Below are 22,017 nucleotides of genomic sequence, written 5' to 3'. Positions count from 1 at the left end.
GGGTGAGGTATCAGTTGTAAAAATCTCCCCCTAGTATTACACAGTATCGGAAATACCCTTTTCCAATACTTGCTAACCTAGAAAGTGTAGCTCAGACGTATTTAGCCACTGTGAATCTGCGTTTTACTGATTACCCATCCCCACAACTGTTAAAACAACTAGCCAAAGGTTCTTTAGAGCAGAGTCAAAATCTTACCCGTGCTATCCGCCTATGGACACTTCTACATTGGCTTTATAGCGACAAAGGATATACGAAAATTATAAGTAATTTTACTTATAATGATTGGCGTAAAGCTTTTTTTAGTACAACTCATCAAGATGAGAATAAGCAGGATATTCTAAATCACCAAGACTCAAACTGTGCTTGTAGCAAAACTATCGGACAATGGCTGCAAGAATTGGAAGTACCTATAGATAAATGGAAATATTATCTAAAAACAGAAATATCAATATCTAATTCTGATTTAGAAAAGCTACTAGAAGAACGTCTCTTTGCTCAAGTTAGGAAGTCATTGCAAAGTGATTTAGATTTATTGGTTAGTCGCAGGTATTTACAAAGATTAGATTCTACGCCAGGGAGAAGTAAATATTATCGGAGAGTCGAAAAATTGCCGTGCTTAGAATTTGCTGTTAGCCATAAAAATCAAGCTTATTTAGCAGAAACTTTAGGTATGTTCAGTTTTCTTGACCCCAGTTTACCTTTACTAGCTGAAGAATTTTCAGAACAGGTAGATGAAGATAATCATCGTGTATTTATGTATGTTGATTATCTTGTACCAGAATCAAGTCCCATACAAGATGCAGTGGATGAAATTCAAAGTGAACTACAGTCACTTTGGAACTCACAAGAAATTCTTCCTATACTTCTGACTTACTACAGCGCACATCTAAACTTACAAAAAGAGTGTGCTGTTTACCCTGTTTGTATTTATTTTATGGAAAGGGCTAAATATTTATGTGCTTACGGTACTACCCCAACAGGCGAAATTAATTGGTACAAATATCGCTTAGATAGGATAATATCTCAACATATAGAAACCCTAGATTGGACAGATACTCGTGTACCACAATTATTAAGACAACAATATAGTAATAACAAATTACCAACCCCAAAAACTGTAAATACTAAGCTAAAAGAAGTTTGGGGATGTGATTTTTATAAAGACAAAGAGTTAATGATATTGCGCTTTGAACGCGATTTTCACAACCGCTTTATCCAAGGTATTAGCATTCATGATGCTTTTAAAATGATTGATTACCAAATGGTTGCTAGATTAATTAAACAAAATACTCCAAATGTAAAACATCAAAAGGTTATTTTAGAAATTCTCGAATCTCGTCCAAGCACCGATGCTTATTACCAAGTCGATTATCGAGTTAACGACTATTATGTACTACGATGGTTGCGTGCTTTAGGTTCTAAAGTTGAAGTATTACTTCCTTTAAATTTACGCCAAGAGATGGCAGAGGAAAGCCAAAATGTTTGGAACTTGTATAACTAAACTAGAGTTGGAGAAGCTGCACGAATAGTAAATGGGGAATTTTGGCGATCGCACTCTTGCATAACATAATCATATCTTAATCCCCCTATTGAGACTATACTTATACTACTGTCTTTTGAAAGAAACGGTTAGCGGGGCGGGGGAGTCCCAAATTTTCCCGCAAGGTTGTTCCTTCATACTCGGTACGGAAAATTCCCCGGCTTTGGAGTTCTGGCACAACCTTGTCAACAAAATCGTTCAACCCTTCCGGCAGATAAGGGAACATAATATTAAAGCCGTCCGAGCCTTCTTCCTTCAGCCATTGCTCCATCTCATCGGCGATGGTCTGGGGTGTTCCCACAAAAGCTAAACCGCCGTAACTGCCAACACGTTGCGCTAGTTGTCGAATGGTCAAGTTTTCACGCTGTGCTAAGGCGATGACTCTTTCCCGTGAAGAGTGTCCGGCGTTGGTTGGCGGAATTTCTGGTAAGGGGCCATCAGGGTCAAAACCGGAAACATCGTAGCCCAGCGCACCATTTAAACTAGCGATTCCACTGTCATAATGCACAAGACTATCTAAATAAACGCGCTTTGCTTGCGCTTCGGCGACGGTTTCCCCAACCACAACTAAAACACCAGGTAAAATTTTGATACTATCTGGGTCACGTCCAATTGCTTTCGCCCGTCCTTTGATATCTGCAAATAATGCTTTGCCAGCCTCCAAATTACCAGCAGGCGCAAACACAGCCTCGGCAGTTTCGGCGGCTAATTGTCGTCCGGCTTCCGATGCACCAGCCTGGACAATTACAGGCCAGCCTTGCACGGGTCTTGCAATATTTAATGGCCCCCGCACCGAGAGATATTTACCTTTGTGATTCAGAACATGAAGCTTTTCGGGGTCAAAATAAATCCCGGCTTCCACATCCCGAACAAAAGCATCATCAGCAAAGGAATCCCAAAGCCCTGTAACCACATCATAAAATTCCCTCGCCCGACGGTAGCGTTCATCATGCTCTATCTCTTCTTCTAAACCAAAATTGAGTGCTGCGTCTGGATTGGCTGTGGTGACAATATTCCAGCCAGCGCGACCGCCACTAATATGGTCAAGAGAGGCAAAGCGACGCGCAATATGAAAAGGCGCATCATAAGTTGTAGAAGCTGTAGCTACTAATCCGATGTTTTCGGTGACGGTAGAGAGGGCAGAAAGCAGGGTAAATGGCTCAAAGGAGGTAACAGTATGACTGCGTTTCAGGGCATTTATGGGCATATTCAGCACGGCTAAGTGATCTGCCATGAAGAATGCGTCAAACTTGCCTGCTTCGAGTTTTTGGATGAATTTTTTCAGTGCTGGGAAGTTGAAATTAGCATCAGGTATAGCTCCTGGATAACGCCAAGCACCTGTATGGATGCTGACGGGGCGCATGAATGCACCTAATTTTAATTGCTTAGTTCTGCTCATTATCCCTCCATATCATGTTTAGAATACAGGGGCGATCGTCCCTTTGAGATAGTTATTGATGTAGTCTTTCAATTTGGGATCGACCACCAATTGATTTAGCTTTTGGATATTTGGATCATTTACTTTTGATTGTACAGTTGCTAAACCCACTGCATAATTTTTGTTAGCCATACCAATTTCGTCTAACACAATTGGGTCTAGGGATACTTTTGCTTGGACTAAAAAAGATGCCGAGGTCACGGCTAAATCGACATCATCCAATGCTCTGACGATCGCGTAATTATCTAATTCTTGAATTTGCAGGTTTTTGGGATGCTTAATTACATCTTTGACGCTGTAATACTCCCCTGACTTTTCTTTTAAATTGATTAAGTTAATTTGTTTGAGAAATTTTAAAGCCCGATCCTGATTGCTATCATCGTTAGAAATAGCGATGGTTACTCCAGTAGGAATGTCCTTAAGGGATTTTGTTTTGATTTTTTTTGAATATAGCCCTGTGATGGTGGTATAGCTGCGATTTAACATGACAAAATCAGCATTAAGTCTTTTAGCAGCTTGTCTCATAAATGGTTCATGTTGGAAAAAGTTAGCATCAATTTCGCCATTTTTAAGAGCATCATTAATTTTGACAGAATCAGCAATAGTCACAATTTGAAAGTCTAAACCGTGACTGGGGGCTATTTCTTTTTGAATGAATTTTAAAACATCTTCTGTGGTGGTATTGCGAGAACCAACTTTGAGTAATGTTGTCTTGGTTGATTGACTCACCAATTGACCAGTAGAAGTAGGCTGTTTTGGTGTACAACTAGCAAAAGAAATAGATGCGATCGCAGTGACTGTGGCAAGTAAAAAATAGCGGCGGTTGATTCCCATTTTCCGAATTACTGAATACTTTAATAATGTATGTTTCTAGCTCTAAAATGCAGGGGCGATCGTGCCTTGATAGGTTTTTGTTAAACTAGCCATGATCAATGTACTTCCACTTCAAATTCGGCTTCATGTAAATAGTTCAAAGCTTGCGTTATCTTTTGTCCTGCTAATTCAATGTGGAATTGACCAACTCGGCGATCGCCTACTGTCTCCACACTCCCACTCAGGATATTGACATCCACATCAAACCGTCGGGCTAAGGTGGCGAAAATCGGCTGACTGGCTTGTTCTCCCGCAAAGGCGATCGTGGCGAGGACAGCACCAGGTTTTGCTCTATAACCATTCCGACGGGGAAAAACTTCTTGGGCGAGAAATGATTCCGGTCTAGCGATTAAATCACTCACATATCCCTTTTCAACAATTTTGCCAGCATTGAGTACCGCCACACTATCGCAGATTTGCTTGACCACACCCATTTCATGAGTAATGAGTAAAATTGTCAAACCCATACGCTTATTCAAATCACGTAACAAGTCCAGAATCGACCTAGTTGTTTGCGGGTCAAGTGCAGATGTCGCTTCATCAGACAATAAAACTTTCGGTTCTCCCGCCAAAGCCCTAGCAATACCTACCCGTTGCTTTTGTCCCCCAGACAGTTGCGCCGGATAAGCATCAGCTTTACCTTGCAAACCCACCAGTGAAATTAATTCTTCTACCTTAGCCCGACGTTGTAGCCTACTCAGACCCATCACTTCCAAAGGAAAAGCAATATTTTCCGCCACTGTTCTGCAACTTAGTAAATTAAAGTGTTGAAAAATCATGCCAATATGTTGACGGGCGACACGTAATTTATCTCCCGACAATTTTGTGATTTCCTGTCCATCAACCACAACTGAACCTGATGTTGGTTTTTCTAGTTGATTGACACAACGAATTAATGTACTTTTACCTGCGCCACTTTGACCTAAAACGCCAAAAATTTCGCCTGGTTTAACAAACAGGCTAACTCCATCTAAAGCGACAACTTTTTGAGTACCTTGGTGATAAATTTTGCGAACATCAGTAAATGTGATCATTTCAGAATTACCCCACAATTAATCATGACTATTTTTTAAGGAATGGGAATCACTGCGCCTTGATATTTATCTCTAATAAATTGTTTGACTTGATCATCCCGTAACAACTTATAAAGTTTTTGAATTCTGGGGTCATTTTCCTGCCCTTGTAATGTTGTCACTGTCACCGCATAAATCGGATTTTTACTGGATTCTAACGCCAAGGCATCTTTATCTGTTCTTAGTCCTCCTGCCAGCACTGTTGCACCCGTCATCACAGCTAAATCAACATCAGGAAGCGAAGGAATCATTTGAGTCGCTGGTACTTCTTTGACTTGTAAGTTTTTAGGATTTTCGGCAATATCTTTAGGACTAACTAAACCTTTAGCAGTAGTTTTTAATTTCACTAATCCAGCTTCTTCAATTACCTTCAAAGCCCGATGAGCATTATTAATATCACCAGGGATAATCACAGTGCCATTTTTCGGCACTTCTGCCAAAGATTTGTGTCTTTTGGAATATACACCCACTGGATTTAAGTGAATCGGCGGATTTAAAGCCACCATTTTAATATTATGTTGCTTGCCAAAATCCTCCATAAAAGGAACGTGTTGAAAGTAATTAGCATCAATTTGTTTATCTCTCAGCGCAAAGTTATTTTGTACACTGTCACTAAAGGTGAAAATTTCAATATCTAATCCCGCCTGTGGTGCGAGATTTTTCTTGACAAACTCTAAAATTTCTCCGGCTGGAACTGGTGAAACTCCAACTTTAATTTTTTCTTTGGTTGCTGTTGTTGTTGTGTTAGAGGCTGGGGTAGCAGATGGATTAGTATTTGTATTAGCAGAATTATTTTGCGCTGAACTACAACTAGTAAAAACAGTAGAAGCTGTAAAAGAGACAACTGCTAAGAGAAAAAACCGACGATTGATGTTGTTAAGCAAAGTCATTGATTTAATTGCAAGTAATGAAAATTAAGGGATGGGAATTACTGCACCTTGGTATTTATCTCTAATAAATTGTTTGACTTTATCGTCCCGCAACAACTTATAGAGTTTCTGCACTCTGGGGTCGGTTTCTTTACCTTTTAATGTTGTGACAGTCACCGCATAAATTGGGTCTTTAGCAGTCTCTAAAGCTAAAGCATCTTTATCGGTTTTTAATCCAGCTTGCACAATCCAATTACCTGTAACTCCGGCTAAATCCACATCAGGTAAACTCGGAATTGCTTGCGCTCCTGGTATTTCTTTAATTTGGATGTTTTTGGGGTTAGCAATAATATCTTTAGGACTCGCCGGACGAACATTTTCTTTAAGTTTGATTAATCCTGATGATTCTAAGACTTTTAAAGCCCGATGAGCATTACTAGGATCATCAGGAATTGTTACTAGAGCTTTGTTAGGTACATCATTAAGGGACTTATATTTTTTAGAAAAGAGTCCCACGGGATTTAAATGAATTTGCGGCGTAAAAGCATACATTTCAAAATTATGTTTCTTGCCATAGTCCTCCATAAAAGGAATATGCTGGAAATAATTAGCATCAATCACACCATCTTTCAAAGCTGTATTATTCTGCACAAAGTCATTGAATGTAACTATTTCGATATCTAGTCCCGCTTCTGGTGCTAAATTCTTTTTGACAAACTCTAAAATTTCGCCTGCTGGAACTGGTGTGACACCAACTTTGATTTTTTCTTTGGCTGGAGTTGTGGTTGTATTGGCTGCTGTGGTGGCTGAAGGATTCACATTATTCACAGCCGAATTATTCTGCGGTGAACTACAACTAGCAAAGACTGTAGAAGCTGCAAATGATGTGATGGCGATGAAAAAGAATCGGCGGTTAATGTTAGTAGGTAATTTCATAGTTGTAATTACGAGTTAATTTGACTGTAAGAACTCAGCACCCAGGAATCAAAAGTCAGATATTGATCAGGAATGTAGCCTGATTTATATATATTATTCAGATTCTTTAACTATTCTGGCTCCTGACTTCTGAATTCTTAAGTTTGATTTACCATTTTTGGTCAGGAATCCAGTTGTAGTTTTTATCTTTGACATCTATTTTTTTCGGAATGATTTTGAGTTCATAAAATGTATCTGCCATACGTTGCAGACCACTTAAAACTTCATCTGTGACTGGTAATACTTCCCGTTGACCACCCCGTTCTTCTACTGTTTCCATTGTTTTTAGGTCAATTTTGTACAGTTTAGAAAGCAGTTTGGCAGAATCTTTGTAGTTTTCTCTCGACCAAGTACCAGCTTTTTCTAGCTCTTGTAAAACTATCTTGAGAACGTCGGGATGATCGCGGACAAAATCTGGAGCAGCATAATAAAAACTAGGGCTTTCGAGTGCTGCTTTATCTCCAAAGACGGCGCTATTATCTGCCAGTAAGCGAGTGCGGAGTTTACGTTCAGCTTCAGCTGTGTAAGGGTCCCAAATTAACCACGCATCAATATCACCACGTTCAAATGCTGGTAAGGCTTCAGCAGGTGTCAGATAAAGAGGTTGAATATCACTAAATTTCAACCCGACTTTTTCTAAAGCACGCACAATAATGTAGTGTTGACCAGAACCTTTTGCAAAAGCAACTTTCTTACCTTTTAAATCAGCAAGTGTTTTGATTGGGGAATTTTCTTGGACTAAAATAGCGGAACCTCTAGTGCTACCTGTACCGGCTGCGACTCTAACAAAGGGTTTATCACCGGCTTGAGCAAACACGCTTCCTGTACCACCACCGCCACCAAATACAATCGCACCTGCTCCCATCCCATCTAAAAGCGGTGCTGTGGAGGAAAATTCATTCCACGTTACAGATATCCCCAAGGGTTGTAATCGCTTTTCTAAACTTCCTTGGGCTTTGATAATATTCAACAACGCCATCCCTTTTTGATGACCCATTTTCAGGACTGTGAGCTTGGGTGCTTGGGCTTTTTGGGTGGATGTATCAGCTGAATTACTGGGGGCGCAAGATGCGATCGCTAAACTCAATCCCATACCCAGCACAAACAATACAGCAAAAGTTTTAATTCTTTGATGCCGAAATAATCCCCACTTTCTAAAAAAACTTAACAATTTATTTAGTATTTGCTCTATCATAAATTAACCCTCCTTATTATCAATGCAGTCTTGGGTTTTGCAATTATTTGTAATTAACATTAGGCATAGAAAAACCTGTTTTTCCTACGCCAGAAACTTTTGTTAAACCTAATTAAAATCAGTCTGTCAATTAGTGCTATTAGAAAAAATATAGTATACCCATTAACTATAAAATTGTTGTGTTCTTGGCGACTAAAACCAATATTTCTTACATCAATAAATAGAAAAGATGGATATCTCCAAAATCTCAACAAAAAATTATCCGTATTGATAAACAAAAGTTCAGTTAAGCATAACTGTAGGTTGGATGGAACGAAGTCTAACCCAACAAAACCTCCTAAATTTTGGCTTTTGTTCCTTAACCAGACCTATGTATTTTAAGGTTTGTGGTACTAGTTGAAACTTATTGTGCGATACCTCAGCAAAACAAAAAATAATGTTACTAATCATCAATGAATTAGTAACATTTAAAATCTTATAAAATATGAAAAATTAATGTGTTACCACGGTAAACCACAGAGGTTAATCGTTCCTTTTTTGGAGCTTTATAATTCATGCTCAAAGGATGGTTTTGATCATTAATCATTCACACTCACAAGTTTGGGCAATCTAGAAACAGGGACATCCAAGAAATAAGATAGAACTTCCTGCCGCCAAGTATCATAAAGTACTGGCAAATTATCAATTTCAACTCCAATACCTTTTTGACTTAATTGCCAATGATCTCGCAGATAAGGATTACGCCGACCTTGACCTTCTTCATCAGCTTCTAGAACTTGGGCAATTAAATCTTCTTTCTCGGCTTGTGAGGCGCGATCAAATTTACGTTGCCACCAATCAACCACACCTAAACGATGAACTGCTTCATCTGGTAAGATTTTTTCTGCTGCATATTTGGCAGAGTCTGGGTCATTGATTTTGCTAGTACGGCTATTGATAAATAACAAAGCCACAATATGCAGTTCATAATGTAATTCAAATGCTAAAAAGCCTTGCCAATTACGAATGGGTAAATCACCCATGTAATCCCAATGTTTCTGCACTTGTTTTTGGATATCTTCAATGGGGTCATGTCCAGATATTGCTTGCGCTCTTAAACGAGTATTTTGGGCATGTGCGCCATCGTCCCCTATTTGTCTGCTCAAAAATAGTTGTAATTCTGGGTCTGGAAAGGAGTCAATTATCTTAGCGCAGACTTGCACAATAAATAAATCATGGGCTGCACCAGCTACACGAAAACGATAAAAATTCTCTCTTTCTTCATCAGTTTCCGGTGGTCTTGGTTCAACTAATCGCTTTTTTGGAATGTGCGGTGCGTGTTTATCAACTAATTTATCGAAGATTTCTAGTTCTAAATCTGTAGTCCAAGCTGGACGAGTCAAGATTGCAGTCATAAAGTTTCCTTTGGGTAATGAGGAGTAGGAAAAGATTTTTGGATTCAATCTCAAATCCGTCTTGAAAAGTTTGCTCAAGTCGGGAAACCCGCCCACGCAACTTTTCGCAAAATCTAAAATCTAAAATTCTTAGCCCCTATTTTCGAGTTGGCGATCGCTTCACTTTCTACTGTTAAAGCTCTTACTCTTGGTATAATCTCCGCAGCAAAACGCTCCATTTCTGTCGTAAAAGGTTGGAATTGCAGCATAAAAGTATCAATTCCTACTTTGGTAAATTCAGCAATACGCTGGGCTACAGTTTCATAACTCCCAACCAAACCAGCCGCAGTCCCGCCATTGCTCCCCACACCTGGGTATTTCGCCATGTTTTTAAACATAACCACTTCGGAATCTACGCCTTTGAGTAGTTCTGTGCGATCGTCCTGGGCGAGTACCATTGCTCTTAAGTTCTGATACTCTGCTTCGGCTTCTGCATCTGTCGGTCGAGCAATGACAAAGGCTGACATTGCAAAGCCTATAGGTTGAGAGCGAGAGTGAGTTTTTTGCCGCACTTGAGCAATTGTTTCGCGGATAACTTCAATCGGACGACCATTGAGAAAGAATGTGTGCGCTTGTTTTGCGGCTAGTTCTTGCGCTGGTTCTGACTCTCCCCCGACATACACACGCGGATGGGGTTTAGCAATAGGTGGAGGATTTAGCTTTAAATCATTGATGTGAAAATAGTCGCCGTGGAAGTTGACTGTTTCTCCACTCCACAAAGCTTTGACAACTCTTATCCATTCATCAGAATAGCGATAACGTTCGTCGTGAGACAAAAAATTGATCCCTGGTTTTTCCATTTCTGGCCTAAACCAAGCACTCACTAAGTTAATGGCAAAACGTCCTTGGCTAATTGCATCAATCCCTAAAGCCATCTTGGCTAAGACGGCGGGATGAAATAGTAATGGCTTAACAGCTGCAATAATCTCAATAGAACTTGTAGCTTCTGCAAGGGCGGCGGCTGCTGTCCAGGTTTCTAATTGGTCAAGTTGTTGGTTCCTGGGATTGATGATATGTTGCGCTATTAAAGTTGTGGTAAATCCACACCTTTGGGCCAACCGAATTAAACTCTTAGCTCGTGAGTAACTAGCATCACGAGGTTCAAGAGGATGGTTCATCACGCCGCAGTTGCCGTAAACGGGAATCCATATCCCATAGCGTGGTTCAGACATAGTTTTCTAGAACCTTTGTAGTCGGCACTAAAACTAAAGTTTTGTAGCCAGATATCCTACGGTAAATCGGTAGATTTATAGTAGTATACTATGAGGTTTGCATATATGAGCATAAAAAACAAGGGGATATTGAGATTTTTATCTCCTAGGGCTTATGTACAAAAGTTGTCTGTTGAGGTTGGTTCAGGTTGGGTTTCAGGGTGTAGAGGAATAGTAGTTCACTAACCCAAAATTGCTGTGTAGACCTAGCTCTTGTGCAGGAGGCAGGGCGAAGATTTAGACCATACATTCACCCTGATTCAAACCCTTGATTTTGCTGATTAATACCTCAGCCTTATTTCTGTTGTGTTTGTTGAACTTGGAGGTAAAGATGTCAGAACCACGTTATGGTATTTGGTCGCCTGTTGGCGGTAACTTTGGCCCTCTCAACGCACCAGAGGAACCGATAGATGCTAGTTATGAGCGCACGCGATCGCTAGTATTAGAAGCAGAACGTTTAGGATATGTCACAACCTTAGTTGCCCAACACATTGCCAACCCCCGTAGTTTAGATTTAGAACAGTTAGAAACTTGGACAGCTTGTGCAGCCTTAGCAGAAGCCACAGAAACTATAGAAATTATCGCCGCCATTAAACCTTTATTATTTCACCCAGCCGTCTTAGCCAAGATGGCTTTAGGTATTGATGCCATTAGTCAGGGACGTTTTGCCATTAACTTAATTAGTGCTTGGTTCCGTCCAGAAATGGAACGGACGAATATTCCCTTCCCCCCCCACGATGAACGTTATCGCTATTCAGGAGAATGGTTGCAAGTAGTCAGAGCCTTATGGAGTGGTGAGAAAGTAAACTTTGAAGGTGAATATTTCAAAATTCAAGATTTAAGTTTTCGACCCTTCCCTGTTGCTCAACCTTATCCACGGATTTATCTTGGCGGCGCATCAGAACCAGCGCAGATATTAGCAGCGCAACAAGCTGATGTTTACTTTATCAACGGTCAACCGATTGAAGATGTCCGCAAAGTAATTCAACAAGTTATCAGCCGTCCCCGTTCCTTACCCCAACCAGTGCGTTTTGGTTTGTCAGCCTTTGTGATTGCGCGTCCCACCGACGAAGAAGCACAAGCAGAACTAGAACGCCTCATGGCACTACAAAAGCTAGAAGAACAATATAAATTAAGCGTGGCCAAAGGCGTTGACAAAGAAGCCGTTATGTTTCAACTCTTTGCCAAAAATCCTGCTGTTGGGGGGAATGGTGGTACAGCCGCAGGTTTAGTTGGCAGTTATGATACAGTTGCCACTCGCGTTGCAGCTTTTGTGGATGCCGGGATCGATACTTTCATGCTGCAATTTAATCCCTTTGTCCGAGAGATGACACGTTTTGCCGAAGAAATTATGCCGCGTGTGCGACACTTGCAGAAAGTTGCTTAGGAATTTCTCAGCAGGCAACAGTAACAAGATTAACTTGTAATACTTAATGTTTGACAAACTAACAGTTAGGGTATCATACTAACTGTTATTCGTTTTAAGTACTCTTTGTGTATATTATGCAGACTCTATTTTCTGCATAATCAGTCCGATAAAACCTCACTCATTTATTACAAACAAATCAGCGACTACCGCTAAGGCAATACCAAAAAGGAGAAAAAAATTGCTCACAGAAAATGAACTACAACTAAATGCTGACGTGTTGGTGATTGGTGGTGGCCCTGCCGCAGCATGGGCAGCATGGTCAGCAGCATCTCAAGGTGTCAAAGTCATCATTGTTGATAAAGGTTTTCTGGGTACGAGTGGTGCTGCTGCTGCAAGTGGTAATGGCATCATGGCTCCTTCTCCAGAGAACTGGGAAAAAGTTGTCTCAGAGCGTTATCGTGCAGGAAAAGACTTAGCTAACTTGCGTTGGATAGAGCGTGTAGTTGAAAAAACTTGGCTGAGTTTGCCTTTATTAGAAGATTGGGGTTATCGTTTCCCGAAAGAAAATGGGGAATCTGTGCGTCAGAGTTACTATGGCCCGGAGTATATGCGGGTAATGCGAAAAAACCTGCTACGTTCTGGGGTGCAGATTCTCGACCAAAGTCCGGCTCTAGAGCTTTTAGTCGCTGAAGATGGTTCTGTGGCTGGGGCAAGGGGTGTACAAAGGCAACATCATCGTTTTTATACAGTTCGTGCTGGTGCAGTAGTATTGGCAAATGGTGGCTGTGCATTCTTAAGTAAAGCATTAGGTTGCAACACTAACACAGGTGATGGAATGCTAATGGCGGTAGAAGCTGGCGGCGAACTCTCTAGTATGGAAGCTTCTAATCACTATGCAATCTCCACTGCTTTTAATGCCACAGTTACAAGGGGTGTTCCCTTTGGGTGGGCAAGTTATAGCGATGAAGAGGGGAATGATTTAGGTGGCTATATTAATGGTCGTCGTGATCCTAGCTTCTTACCAAATGCTTTGATGAAAGGGTCTGTTTATGCTCGTTTAGATAGAGCTACACCAGAAGTTAAAGCCGTGATTGAAAAGTCCCATTTCATTGCTTTTCTACCTTATAAAAAAGCTGGGATTGATCCCTATACAGAAAGAGTACCTGTGACATTGATTTTAGAAGGGACAGTCCGGGGTACAGGTGGTATTCGGATTATCGATGATAGTTGCGCGACAAAAGTACCTGGACTGTATGCGGCTGGGGATGCGGCATCACGAGAATTTTTAGCTGGTTTAGCTTCTGGCGGTGGTGGCCCTAATGCGGCTTGGGCAATCTCTACAGGGCAGTGGGCAGGAGAAGGGGCGGCTAAGTTTGCCAAGAGTTTGGGCGCACATACAGATGAAAGAACTGTACGTGCAGCTGGTCAGGTGGCAATGCGATCGCCCTCCACGTCTTCTGATACTTTTGATCATGAGGCGATCGTGCGTGGTGTGCAAGCCCAGATGTTCCCATTAGAGAAAAACTACTTGCGTTCGGAACAGAAACTTCTAGACTCTCTCGCCAAATTAGAAACACTGTGGCAACAAGTACAAGGGAATCCCAAACAAGATAGTGTCCGCGATATTGAATTTTCTCGGCGTGCAGTTGCTTTGACTGCCATCGCCAGATGGGCTTATTTTAGTGCTTTACATCGTACAGAAACCCGCAGCGAACATATCCGCATAGATCATCCCCAAACTGATCCCAACCAGCGATATTACCAAGCCACAGGCGGTTTAGATAAGCTGTGGGTGAGACGCGATTGGATTACGGATGCTTCCATTACATCACCAGTAGAAACCACTCAAGCCACACCCGTTGTATCAAAGTTATAGCCAGAATAAAATTATGATTGAGCTTGTCAGCCATAAACTCTGTATTAGTTGCAATCTTTGTGTTCAAGTTTGTCCGACTAATGTCTTTGATGCAGTTCCCAACCAACCACCTGTAATTGCTCGTAAAGAAGACTGTCAAACTTGTTTTATGTGTGAAGCTTATTGTCCTGCGGATGCGCTTTATGTTGCACCCCAGTCTCATACAGAGATTGCAGTTAATGAGGATGATTTGATTGAAAGTGGCATTATGGGTGAATATCGCCGGATATTAGGTTGGGGATATGGCAGAAAAAATAATAGTGAATTAGATACGGCGCATAAATTACGCCAATTACCGCGCCCATATCAAAGTTAATCAAATTTTCTGGGGAAACTGGGTGAAAGGGTTTAGCCTGGATTTCTCACAAGAGAGAAATCCAGGGGTGTGGGAGGATGGTGAAGAAATCTTTCCCCCCACACTCCCCACACTCCCCACTCCCCTACCCATACGTGAGAAATTCGGGTTAGGTATGCAAAACCCTCTCACCCCTACACCCAATCCTCAGATATGTAAAAGTTTCAAAATTTCACTCTGTTTTAGATATACATAGCAAAGTAATCGTTGTAGATTTCTGTATTCGTCATGACAGTTAGTTCTATTTGTTTTTGTTCTGCATCTGTAACAGAGGTTGTAACTGTATCCACGCTTTCTTGAGGAATAAAGTCACCACAGTATTGATTTGCAGGTACAGCTGCATTCATTTTTTGGGGATAACTCAATTTCAGATTATTCATGATGGTGATGAATTGGCTGCGGTTGCGAACGCTAAATCTGGCGTTGAGGCGTTTTTCTTCACCAATTGTCGAAACTGTGCGTCCTTTGTAGTCGTGGGCTGGATATACCAAGGTATCATCGGGCAAGGTGAACAGGCGTTGTGTTACCGCATCATATAAAGTGCCTGGATCACCTTCTTGAAAATCTGTGCGTCCACAACCCCGAATCAATAAAGCATCACCAGTTAACAGGTGAGTTTTGTTGACTAAATATGCGATGTGGCTGGCAGTGTGTCCTGGCGTAAAAATTGCTTCAATGATTACTGAGCTAATTTCGAGAATTTCACCACCCACAAGGGAGCGATCGGCTTTTGTCACCGCCGGATTTTGCGGCACAATTACCTGACAAGCAGTTTTGCGCCGGAGTTGACCTGCCCCGGTAATATGGTCAGCATGAAGGTGAGTTTCTAGGCAATAACGTAGTTTTAATCCCAATTCTTCTAAGGATTGCAAATCGCGGTCAACTTGTTCTAATACAGGATCAACTAATACTGCATCTCCGGTTTGTTGATCAGCAATTAAATAAGTATAGGTGCTGCTTTCTGGGTCAAAAAATTGCCGAAATAAAAAGTTTGATGGGGATGAATTGGGATCGCTGGCTTGGCTATTGGATAACGGCATTGTCGGAATTGAACGCACCCGCACTGGTAATGAATCCAACAATGTTTTTGCTAGTTTCTGTGCCTGTACCCGTAATTCTGGAACCGCGATTGTTTCCCATAAGTCGCCTTTGCGCGGAGTTCCCAAGGTATAAAGTAAATTGGAAACAGAATTATCGGCGGTGTATAAAGCACCATCTGTATTTGTATCTAGTCCTAAACCAATGCTATTGGGACGGACTAATTTTTGCGATCGCAAATTATCAATTAGCGGATGAGGCGAGTGGCGATAATCTGCGGCTACCCCTGTGCAGTTCACCACCCGATTCACCTGTAAAACGATGTTATTCTGAGTTTTGCGCTCAGATATGGTGACTGCTACACCTTTGGATAATGGTTGATATTCTTGAATTCGTCCGGCGGCAATGATTAATTGACCAGAATCCACCATTTCTTTAATCACATCTGCGACTTTTTGGGCAATCCGGTGACGATGGACATCCCAATAAGGTGTAATATGACGCAAAAAACGCTGCTGTTCTAAAGTTGGTAGTTTTTGCCAGATTTGTTGTGTCAGAGGGCGCAGAGAATCAATCACAGCCCGCCAGTCGTAACCTTGGGCTGTGGCATGTTTGACCTCTTGTCGTAGTCGTCGTACCCAACCTCGTGCTGTATTGGGTGCAGTTTCAAGAGTTAACCAAGCTGGATAAGGTTGAGAGGCTTGATGTTGTTGGGGGAATAATCCCCGACGCGACACAGCATAAATTTTGCCTTGATGCTGGCGATCGTGCAGAGATAACACCATATCCACCATTGTTAGCCCAGTACCAACCAGCAACACAGAAGCATCAGGATCAAGTCCTGCTAGGGCATCGGCTGACCAAGCATTCCGCCGATGATTTTCGTTGTTAGTATTGGGATGATCACTGGCTGGAGGTGTAAAAGGCGAGTTTCCTAAAGCCAAAACTACTTTATCTGCATAAAAACAGCGGCCGCTACGTAAAGCAACAATTGTTCCCTTGTCTTCTGGTTCAATTCCGACAACTTCATCTGTTAAGCGTTCGAGATGTACGTCATTAGGTGCAGTTGCTTCGGCTTCTGCCAAAATTGATTGAATATATAAACCATAAACTTTACGCGGAATAAAACTACTAGGATTAACTTCTTCGGTAAAAAATGGTTCTAACTCGTTTTGGTTGTAATACAACCACCGCAGCAGATGTCCTGGATCATGAGCAAATGCACTCATATTCCCTGCGGACACATTCAGCAAATGACAGTTGGTATCTGTGCTGTAGGCAATGCCTTTACCAATTTGATGGCTACGCTCAATCAGCTTGATAATGAGGGGCTGGCTGGCAGTTTTCATCAGATGCGTAGCCACTAGAGAACCACTAAAGCCTCCGCCAACAATAACTATCGTGGTTGGAGTGTGGGTAGTTAAAGAATTAGGCTGCATAGTAGTCTCGTATCAATAGTTACAGAGAGTTGGTCAAGTCTGTTTACTAGGGATAAATCTATTTCCAGCCCAGCCAACAAAATTCAGACTTGATCTCATATAAAGTTTCATAATACTCTGAATTCAGTCCAAAAATACATTTTATCGGTAGAAAAACCGTATTTGTAAAATTACACAGCTAATATCAATACATCACAAATGAGTCAGGTAGCCACCATCAACGGCTAAAACTTGGCCTGTGATATATGACGCGGCTGGAGAAGCGAGGAAGACAACAGCACCTGCAATTTCTAGCCATAAGCCTTGTCCTGCTCCAGTTACTAAAGCAATTTTTTGGACTAAAGTAAACTCTGATCAAGTCACAATAACTGCTGCTAATAATAAAAATGCCCTTACTCAAGGGCAACAGGTTACGCATTTAGGAAAGAAGAACGCTGACGATCAAATCTAAATTTTGGATTTATAACAGTTTTGATACTCCTTATTGTATATCGGAATATCGGAGTTTGCAAGTGAGAGTTTGGCAGAAATAGGATTTACGCTTCGGTTATACCATTTTGGATTTTAGATTTTGGATTGGGAAATTGCTTACTGGTGAGCTTTTCAGTAACCCATTTGTCGCAATCATTTTTCAAATTGGTATTAGTTCTGAGAAATCGACTGGTTAAAATCGCTGACCGATACCCAGATGCACTTTACTTTCGCCTTGGTCGTTAATGCCGTAGTCAGCACGAATTAACCCCAGTGGGGAATCTAAGCGCACACCTGCACCGTAGCCAAAGCCGTAACCGGGTTTATCACGCGCACCCGCCGGGTCTCCTAAAACGGTGCTACCAGAACCTAAATCTGAGCCGAAGTCGGCAAATAACACGCCCCCAACTATGGGTAGAATGGGGAAGCGGTATTCTGCGGAAGCTAAAACGTAACTGCGTCCACTGCCAACTTTACCTGCATCGTAACCGCGCACAGAGTTGGAACCACCCAAATTAAAGGCTTCGTAAGGTGGTAAATCGCCAATGACTGTCCCTGCTTGGACATTTAAAGCGAATACTTGCGTTTGTTTACTGTCGAATACTTTGACAGGTACATATTGACTGAAATTGGCGGTGACGCGGTTGAGGGAGATATTTCCTTGACCGATGGGTATAGATTGTTCTGTACTTAATTTGAGTAAGGAACCTTGAGTGGGGTTGAGTGGGTTATTGCGTTTGTCTTTAGCGGCGGTGAAAGAGACGGTAGTTAAGTCATCAATACCTGTACCACTGGCAGATAAGGGATTTCCTTGGGCATCGGTTGAATTAATATTACCTTGGCGATCGCGGATTGTTGTTCTTGTATAATTCAATCCTAAAGACGCATCCCAACCATCAATCGGTCTTTGCAAGCTGACACTCCCGCCAATTTGCCCTTCTCGCACTTTATCACCGTTAGCTAATTTAATGGTGTCATCAAAGGTGTCGGAAAGTTCTTGGCGACGGAAGCCGTTAACGGTGTAGCCTAAACTGTCAGGATTGTTGGGACGATAAGGATTAATTAATTTCCCGTCAAATTGCAAATCACGACTACTAACACCTACATTTAAATTTAAAATATTGTTCTTTCCGGCAACGTTTTGATCTTGATAATTAACAGTGCCTATAATGCCTTGATTAGCGTTATAACTTCCACCCAAATTAATTGCCCGTGCGCCATTTTCCTTGAGTTCATAAACTAAATCTAATTTACTAGCATCGCCTTCTAAGGCAACATTCACACTCGAAAATAAGCCTGTGCGGTATAATTGTTGAATATCTTGCTGGACTAACTTTTCTTGAAATATTTGCCCAGTTTGTAGTTTAATTTGCTGCCGTAAAAACTCTGGTTTAGTCCTTCCGGTGACGGGATTACCTTTACTATCAACAGTTTGACCTTCATCGTTGACAAATCGGAATTTAATATCACCTACTAAACCTTCGGCGACGTTGATGTTAAGTATTCCCTCCCGGCTGGGTTTAATTGATAGGACTCGCGCCAAGTTATAACCGTTGTCGCTGTACCATTTATTGACCTGTTGCACCGCTTTTTGCAATCCGGTGGGACTGATGGCGCTATTGAATTGCGGTTGAAATTGTTCCAGGGCTACTTGATAAGTTAGTACCTTTGCACCAGAAAGTTGCAGCGATCGCACTATTACTGGTTGCACTTGATAAGTTACACTCAACCCTGCGGCTGTGCTGCGGCTATTAACATTGGCGGTGGTAAATAAACCAGTCTCTAAAATTGCGGCGACATCTTTTTGTAGCTGGTTTTGGCTGGTGTCTCCCCCAGGCTGGGTTTTAATCACGCGGCGGACAATTTCTTGCAATTCGGGAGTTGCGCCTACTATCTGTACATCTATTGCTGTAACAACTAAGTTATTATCTGTTGGTAAAGTAGTCTTACTTTGATTAACTGGAGTGAGTACTACAGGAGATTTTTTGTTAATAACTGTGGATTTTTGGGTAAATTGCGGCGTAACCACAGTTTCCGGTGCTGAAATGGCTTCGGTGCGGATGGGAGTTTCTTCAATTACCGGAACTACGACATCTTTTTTAGTTTCTTTGGCTGGGGTAGTTGTTACAGCTAGTGCTTGTTGAGTGACATTACTAGCCGCTAAAGTAGCTAAAGTTAAAATTGCAGTTTTAGAAATTTGCATAACAAATAATTACTAATTCGTAATTCGTAATTGAAGTATGCAAGCCTACGCTACCACTGTGTTGATTGGGTTTACCCAAAACCACAGCAGTTCCCTCAATTTATTGACGGAAGTAATAAGCTTCAAACCCCTAGCTAACTTCTATGGGTTATACCAATTCTCCGTGAAGATGCACTTAATTTTTTTACGAACCGCCAAGAACGCCAAGAGCGCCAAGGAAGACAAAAATAATTATTTAGTGCAAGCTGACAGAGATTTGGTGTTAATTACGAATTATCAATTACAAGTTATTTTGACAGTTAATCTTGATGTTTTGTTTCTTATGAGTCATTCACCATCTGCAAGTTCTCGGTTACGCTTACTATTTTTAAGTAACGGTCATGGCGAAGATATCATCGCAGTCCGCATTGTGCAAGCATTCCAGCAACTATCAAACCCACCAGAGATGTTTGCTTTACCGTTGGTGGGTGAAGGACATGCTTATCATAAATTAGGCATTCCTTTGATTGGTGCAGTACAGACAATGCCTTCTGGTGGTTTTATATATATGGATAACCGCCAACTGATGCGGGATGTGCGCGGCGGTTTAGTACAGTTGACTCTCAGCCAAATTCAAGCGATGCGGCGGTGGGTGAGTTCGCAACCAAAATCAGGTAAACAAACAGCAATTTTAGCGGTGGGAGATATTGTCCCGTTATTGTTTGCTTATTTTAGTGGCGCGAATTATGCTTTTGTCGGCACAGCAAAATCTGAGTATTATGTGCAGGATGAAACAGGATTGTTACCACGCTCATCTAAATCTGCACGTTGGGAAAATTTTTCTGGTTCAATTTACCATCCTTGGGAACGTTGGTTAATGAGTCGTCGCCGTTGTCGGGCGGTGTTTCCCAGAGATAGTTTGACTACGGAAATTTTAAAACAATGGCCGATTCCCGCCGTTGATGTGGGGAATCCGATGATGGATAACTTGGAACCGAGTTTTCCCACGCAACGATTTTACACTGCTGATATCCAACAACAAGAATTAGCTAGACCATTGGTTGTGACGCTGCTTCCGGGTTCTCGCCCACCAGAAGCTTATCAAAATTGGCAATTAATTATGGAGGCTGTATCTGCACTGCTGGCTAGTTTTCAAGAACGAGATGCAGCAGGGCATACTTGTGGTAATGTAGTGTTTTTAGCAGCGATCGCACCCAGTCTGGATACCAGTCAACTCACCTCTAACTTACAAATTCAAGGTTGGCGACCCCACACAACATCACCAATTTCTCTACCTGATACCAATACGTTAATTTATCAGCAACGCCATGCTTATTTGCTAATCTCTCAACAAGCTTATAACGATTGTATACATTTGGGAGATGTGGCGATCGCAATGGCGGGGACTGCTACAGAACAATTTGTTGGTCTAGGCAAGCCTGCGATCGCAATTCCCGGACAGGGGCCACAATATAATTATGCTTTTGCTGAAGCCCAAAGCCGTCTTTTAGGATCTTCTTTGATTTTAATTGAGAAACCATCCCAAGCAGCGAAGGTGTTGCGATCGCTACTACAACATCCTGACAGGTTACAAATCATCGCCGAAAATGGTTTGCGGCGAATGGGTCAACCAGGCGCAGCTAGACGAATTGCTGATTGTTTAGCCGAAAGATTAGTTTTAAAAAGCAAAAAGTAAAAAGGTAAAAGATTCTCTTGTTTGAGAGTAAAGTGCTGATTTTTGAGCATCAATAATCTAGTAACTACAGCTATAACCTTTGCCTTTTGCCTTTTAACTTTTAACTTCTCTATGCAACTAACCCAGAACGTAACGCACGCACGGCGGCTTGAGTACGGTCGTCAGCGCAGAGTTTGTTTAAGATGTTGCGGACGTGGGTTTTAACTGTACCAACTGTAATGTAAAGTTTTTCGGCAATTTGACCGTTACTGCAACCAGCAACAATTAATTCTAAAATTTCTAATTCTCGTTGGGTGAGGGGATAGGTTTCTAGAACTTGTTCGTATTCTGTGGCTAAGGCTTCAATTTTCACGGTCTTGGGCTGATCACCCTTTTGGTTTTCCCCTGGTATGCCTTGGCGCATCTTACGTAATACTACATTAGCGATCGCCGGATCAATCCAAGAGTTCCCACTGTAAGTTGCTTGGATGGCTTCTGTTAACTTGCTAATACTAGTTTCTTTCATGTAGTAAGAGTCTGCACCAGCCGCAAACGCCGCCAATACTGCATCCTCTGTATGATCCATTGTCAAAATCAGGATTTTGGTAGCTGTTTGTCCAGTCTCAGCTTGATAACGTCTATATTTACGGGTGAGTTCAATCCCATCCATATCAGGTAAGCCAATGTCTACCACTGCGACATCTGGCTTTGCCGTTTCTAACAGTTTCATTCCTTGGGTAGCGTTAGCAGCTTCTCCAATTACTTTCAACCCGCTTTGCGACTGTAATGCAGCCTTCAGCCCCATTCTAGTTAAATCGTGATCCTCAATTAAAATAATGCTGATTTCGTTCATCACTAAACTCACTCTTCTATATATTCGCGTCTGTTCAACTGCGCTTTTGTCAATCACTTAATCTAAGTTTTTCCAAACCAAAGATAGATGATATGGCAATGCTCTTGCATCC

At 41.7% G+C, this 22,017-nt stretch carries 17 protein-coding genes; 5 read left to right on the top strand and 12 right to left on the bottom strand.

Features of this window, described 5'->3' with window-relative positions; all coding sequences use genetic code 11:
* Positions 1–110: 110 nt before the first annotated feature.
* Entirely contained in the window at positions 111–1,502 is a 1,392-nt protein-coding gene (locus tag H6G79_RS14635; protein WP_190589591.1) for a TIGR03985 family CRISPR-associated protein, read from the top strand.
* 100 nt (positions 1,503–1,602) lie between these two features.
* On the opposite strand, the gene H6G79_RS14630 is transcribed toward H6G79_RS14635, so the two are convergent.
* From H6G79_RS14630 to H6G79_RS14595, 8 genes are all read right to left on the bottom strand, one after another.
* Positions 1,603–2,940 carry an LLM class flavin-dependent oxidoreductase gene (locus H6G79_RS14630; RefSeq protein ID WP_190589592.1) on the bottom strand — a complete coding sequence of 446 codons (1,338 nt, stop codon included), beginning with the start codon at positions 2,938–2,940 and terminating at the stop codon, positions 1,603–1,605.
* Between the two features lie 18 nt (positions 2,941–2,958).
* Complete coding sequence (locus H6G79_RS14625) at positions 2,959–3,813, bottom strand: MetQ/NlpA family ABC transporter substrate-binding protein (protein ID WP_190589593.1); 855 nt, start codon at positions 3,811–3,813, stop codon at positions 2,959–2,961.
* Positions 3,814–3,908: 95 nt separating this feature from the next.
* Positions 3,909–4,886, bottom strand: a complete 978-nt coding sequence (locus H6G79_RS14620; RefSeq protein ID WP_190589594.1) for a methionine ABC transporter ATP-binding protein — start codon at positions 4,884–4,886, stop codon at positions 3,909–3,911.
* Positions 4,887–4,921: 35 nt separating this feature from the next.
* Positions 4,922–5,815, bottom strand: coding sequence for a MetQ/NlpA family ABC transporter substrate-binding protein (locus H6G79_RS14615; RefSeq protein WP_190589595.1), 894 nt, complete (start codon positions 5,813–5,815; stop codon positions 4,922–4,924).
* 24 nt (positions 5,816–5,839) lie between these two features.
* Positions 5,840–6,730, bottom strand: coding sequence for a MetQ/NlpA family ABC transporter substrate-binding protein (locus H6G79_RS14610; RefSeq protein WP_190589596.1), 891 nt, complete (start codon positions 6,728–6,730; stop codon positions 5,840–5,842).
* Between the two features lie 148 nt (positions 6,731–6,878).
* Positions 6,879–7,964 (bottom strand): aliphatic sulfonate ABC transporter substrate-binding protein, encoded by a 1,086-nt coding sequence (locus H6G79_RS14605; protein WP_199331714.1) that lies wholly within the window; start codon positions 7,962–7,964, stop codon positions 6,879–6,881.
* Between the two features lie 578 nt (positions 7,965–8,542).
* Positions 8,543–9,358, bottom strand: a complete 816-nt coding sequence (locus tag H6G79_RS14600; protein WP_190589597.1) for a hypothetical protein — start codon at positions 9,356–9,358, stop codon at positions 8,543–8,545.
* A gap of 113 nt (positions 9,359–9,471) precedes the next feature.
* Positions 9,472–10,569: an LLM class flavin-dependent oxidoreductase gene (locus tag H6G79_RS14595; RefSeq protein WP_190589598.1), complete on the bottom strand. Its 1,098-nt coding sequence runs from the start codon at positions 10,567–10,569 to the stop codon at positions 9,472–9,474.
* 370 nt (positions 10,570–10,939) lie between these two features.
* Between H6G79_RS14595 and H6G79_RS14590 the strand changes: the two genes are divergently transcribed.
* The 3 genes from H6G79_RS14590 (at position 10,940) to H6G79_RS14580 (ending at position 14,208) form a co-directional block, all read left to right on the top strand.
* Positions 10,940–11,995: an LLM class flavin-dependent oxidoreductase gene (locus H6G79_RS14590; RefSeq protein ID WP_190589599.1), complete on the top strand. Its 1,056-nt coding sequence runs from the start codon at positions 10,940–10,942 to the stop codon at positions 11,993–11,995.
* A 220-nt stretch (positions 11,996–12,215) separates the two neighbouring features.
* On the top strand, positions 12,216–13,853 hold the full coding sequence (locus H6G79_RS14585; RefSeq protein ID WP_199333948.1) for an FAD-dependent oxidoreductase: 1,638 nt from the start codon (positions 12,216–12,218) through the stop codon (positions 13,851–13,853).
* Between the two features lie 13 nt (positions 13,854–13,866).
* The gene (locus H6G79_RS14580; RefSeq protein WP_190589600.1) at positions 13,867–14,208 is read left to right on the top strand and encodes a 4Fe-4S binding protein; all 342 of its coding nucleotides are present in this window, start codon (positions 13,867–13,869) and stop codon (positions 14,206–14,208) included.
* 221 nt (positions 14,209–14,429) lie between these two features.
* Here the strand turns inward: H6G79_RS14580 and H6G79_RS14575 are convergent, their stop codons facing one another.
* The 3 genes from H6G79_RS14575 to H6G79_RS14565 form a co-directional block, all read right to left on the bottom strand.
* Entirely contained in the window at positions 14,430–16,724 is a 2,295-nt protein-coding gene (locus tag H6G79_RS14575; RefSeq protein ID WP_190589601.1) for an FAD/NAD(P)-binding protein, read from the bottom strand.
* 192 nt (positions 16,725–16,916) lie between these two features.
* On the bottom strand, positions 16,917–17,012 hold the full coding sequence (locus H6G79_RS36765) for an SDR family oxidoreductase (RefSeq protein WP_313933917.1): 96 nt from the start codon (positions 17,010–17,012) through the stop codon (positions 16,917–16,919).
* A gap of 376 nt (positions 17,013–17,388) precedes the next feature.
* The gene (locus H6G79_RS14565; protein ID WP_190589602.1) at positions 17,389–19,398 is read right to left on the bottom strand and encodes an outer membrane protein assembly factor; all 2,010 of its coding nucleotides are present in this window, start codon (positions 19,396–19,398) and stop codon (positions 17,389–17,391) included.
* 322 nt (positions 19,399–19,720) lie between these two features.
* Here H6G79_RS14565 and H6G79_RS14560 point away from each other — a divergent pair, with 322 nt between their 5' ends.
* A complete protein-coding gene (locus tag H6G79_RS14560; RefSeq protein ID WP_190589709.1) occupies positions 19,721–21,073 on the top strand; it encodes a lipid-A-disaccharide synthase-related protein in 1,353 nt (450 codons plus the stop codon).
* Positions 21,074–21,182: 109 nt separating this feature from the next.
* On the opposite strand, the gene H6G79_RS14555 is transcribed toward H6G79_RS14560, so the two are convergent.
* Positions 21,183–21,905, bottom strand: coding sequence for a response regulator transcription factor (locus H6G79_RS14555; RefSeq protein WP_190589603.1), 723 nt, complete (start codon positions 21,903–21,905; stop codon positions 21,183–21,185).
* Positions 21,906–22,017: the final 112 nt, after the last annotated feature.

Source organism: Anabaena sp. FACHB-83, from assembly GCF_014697485.1.
Taxonomy (GTDB): domain Bacteria; phylum Cyanobacteriota; class Cyanobacteriia; order Cyanobacteriales; family Nostocaceae; genus Nostoc_B.
This window is presented reverse-complemented; position numbering and strand designations above follow the sequence as displayed.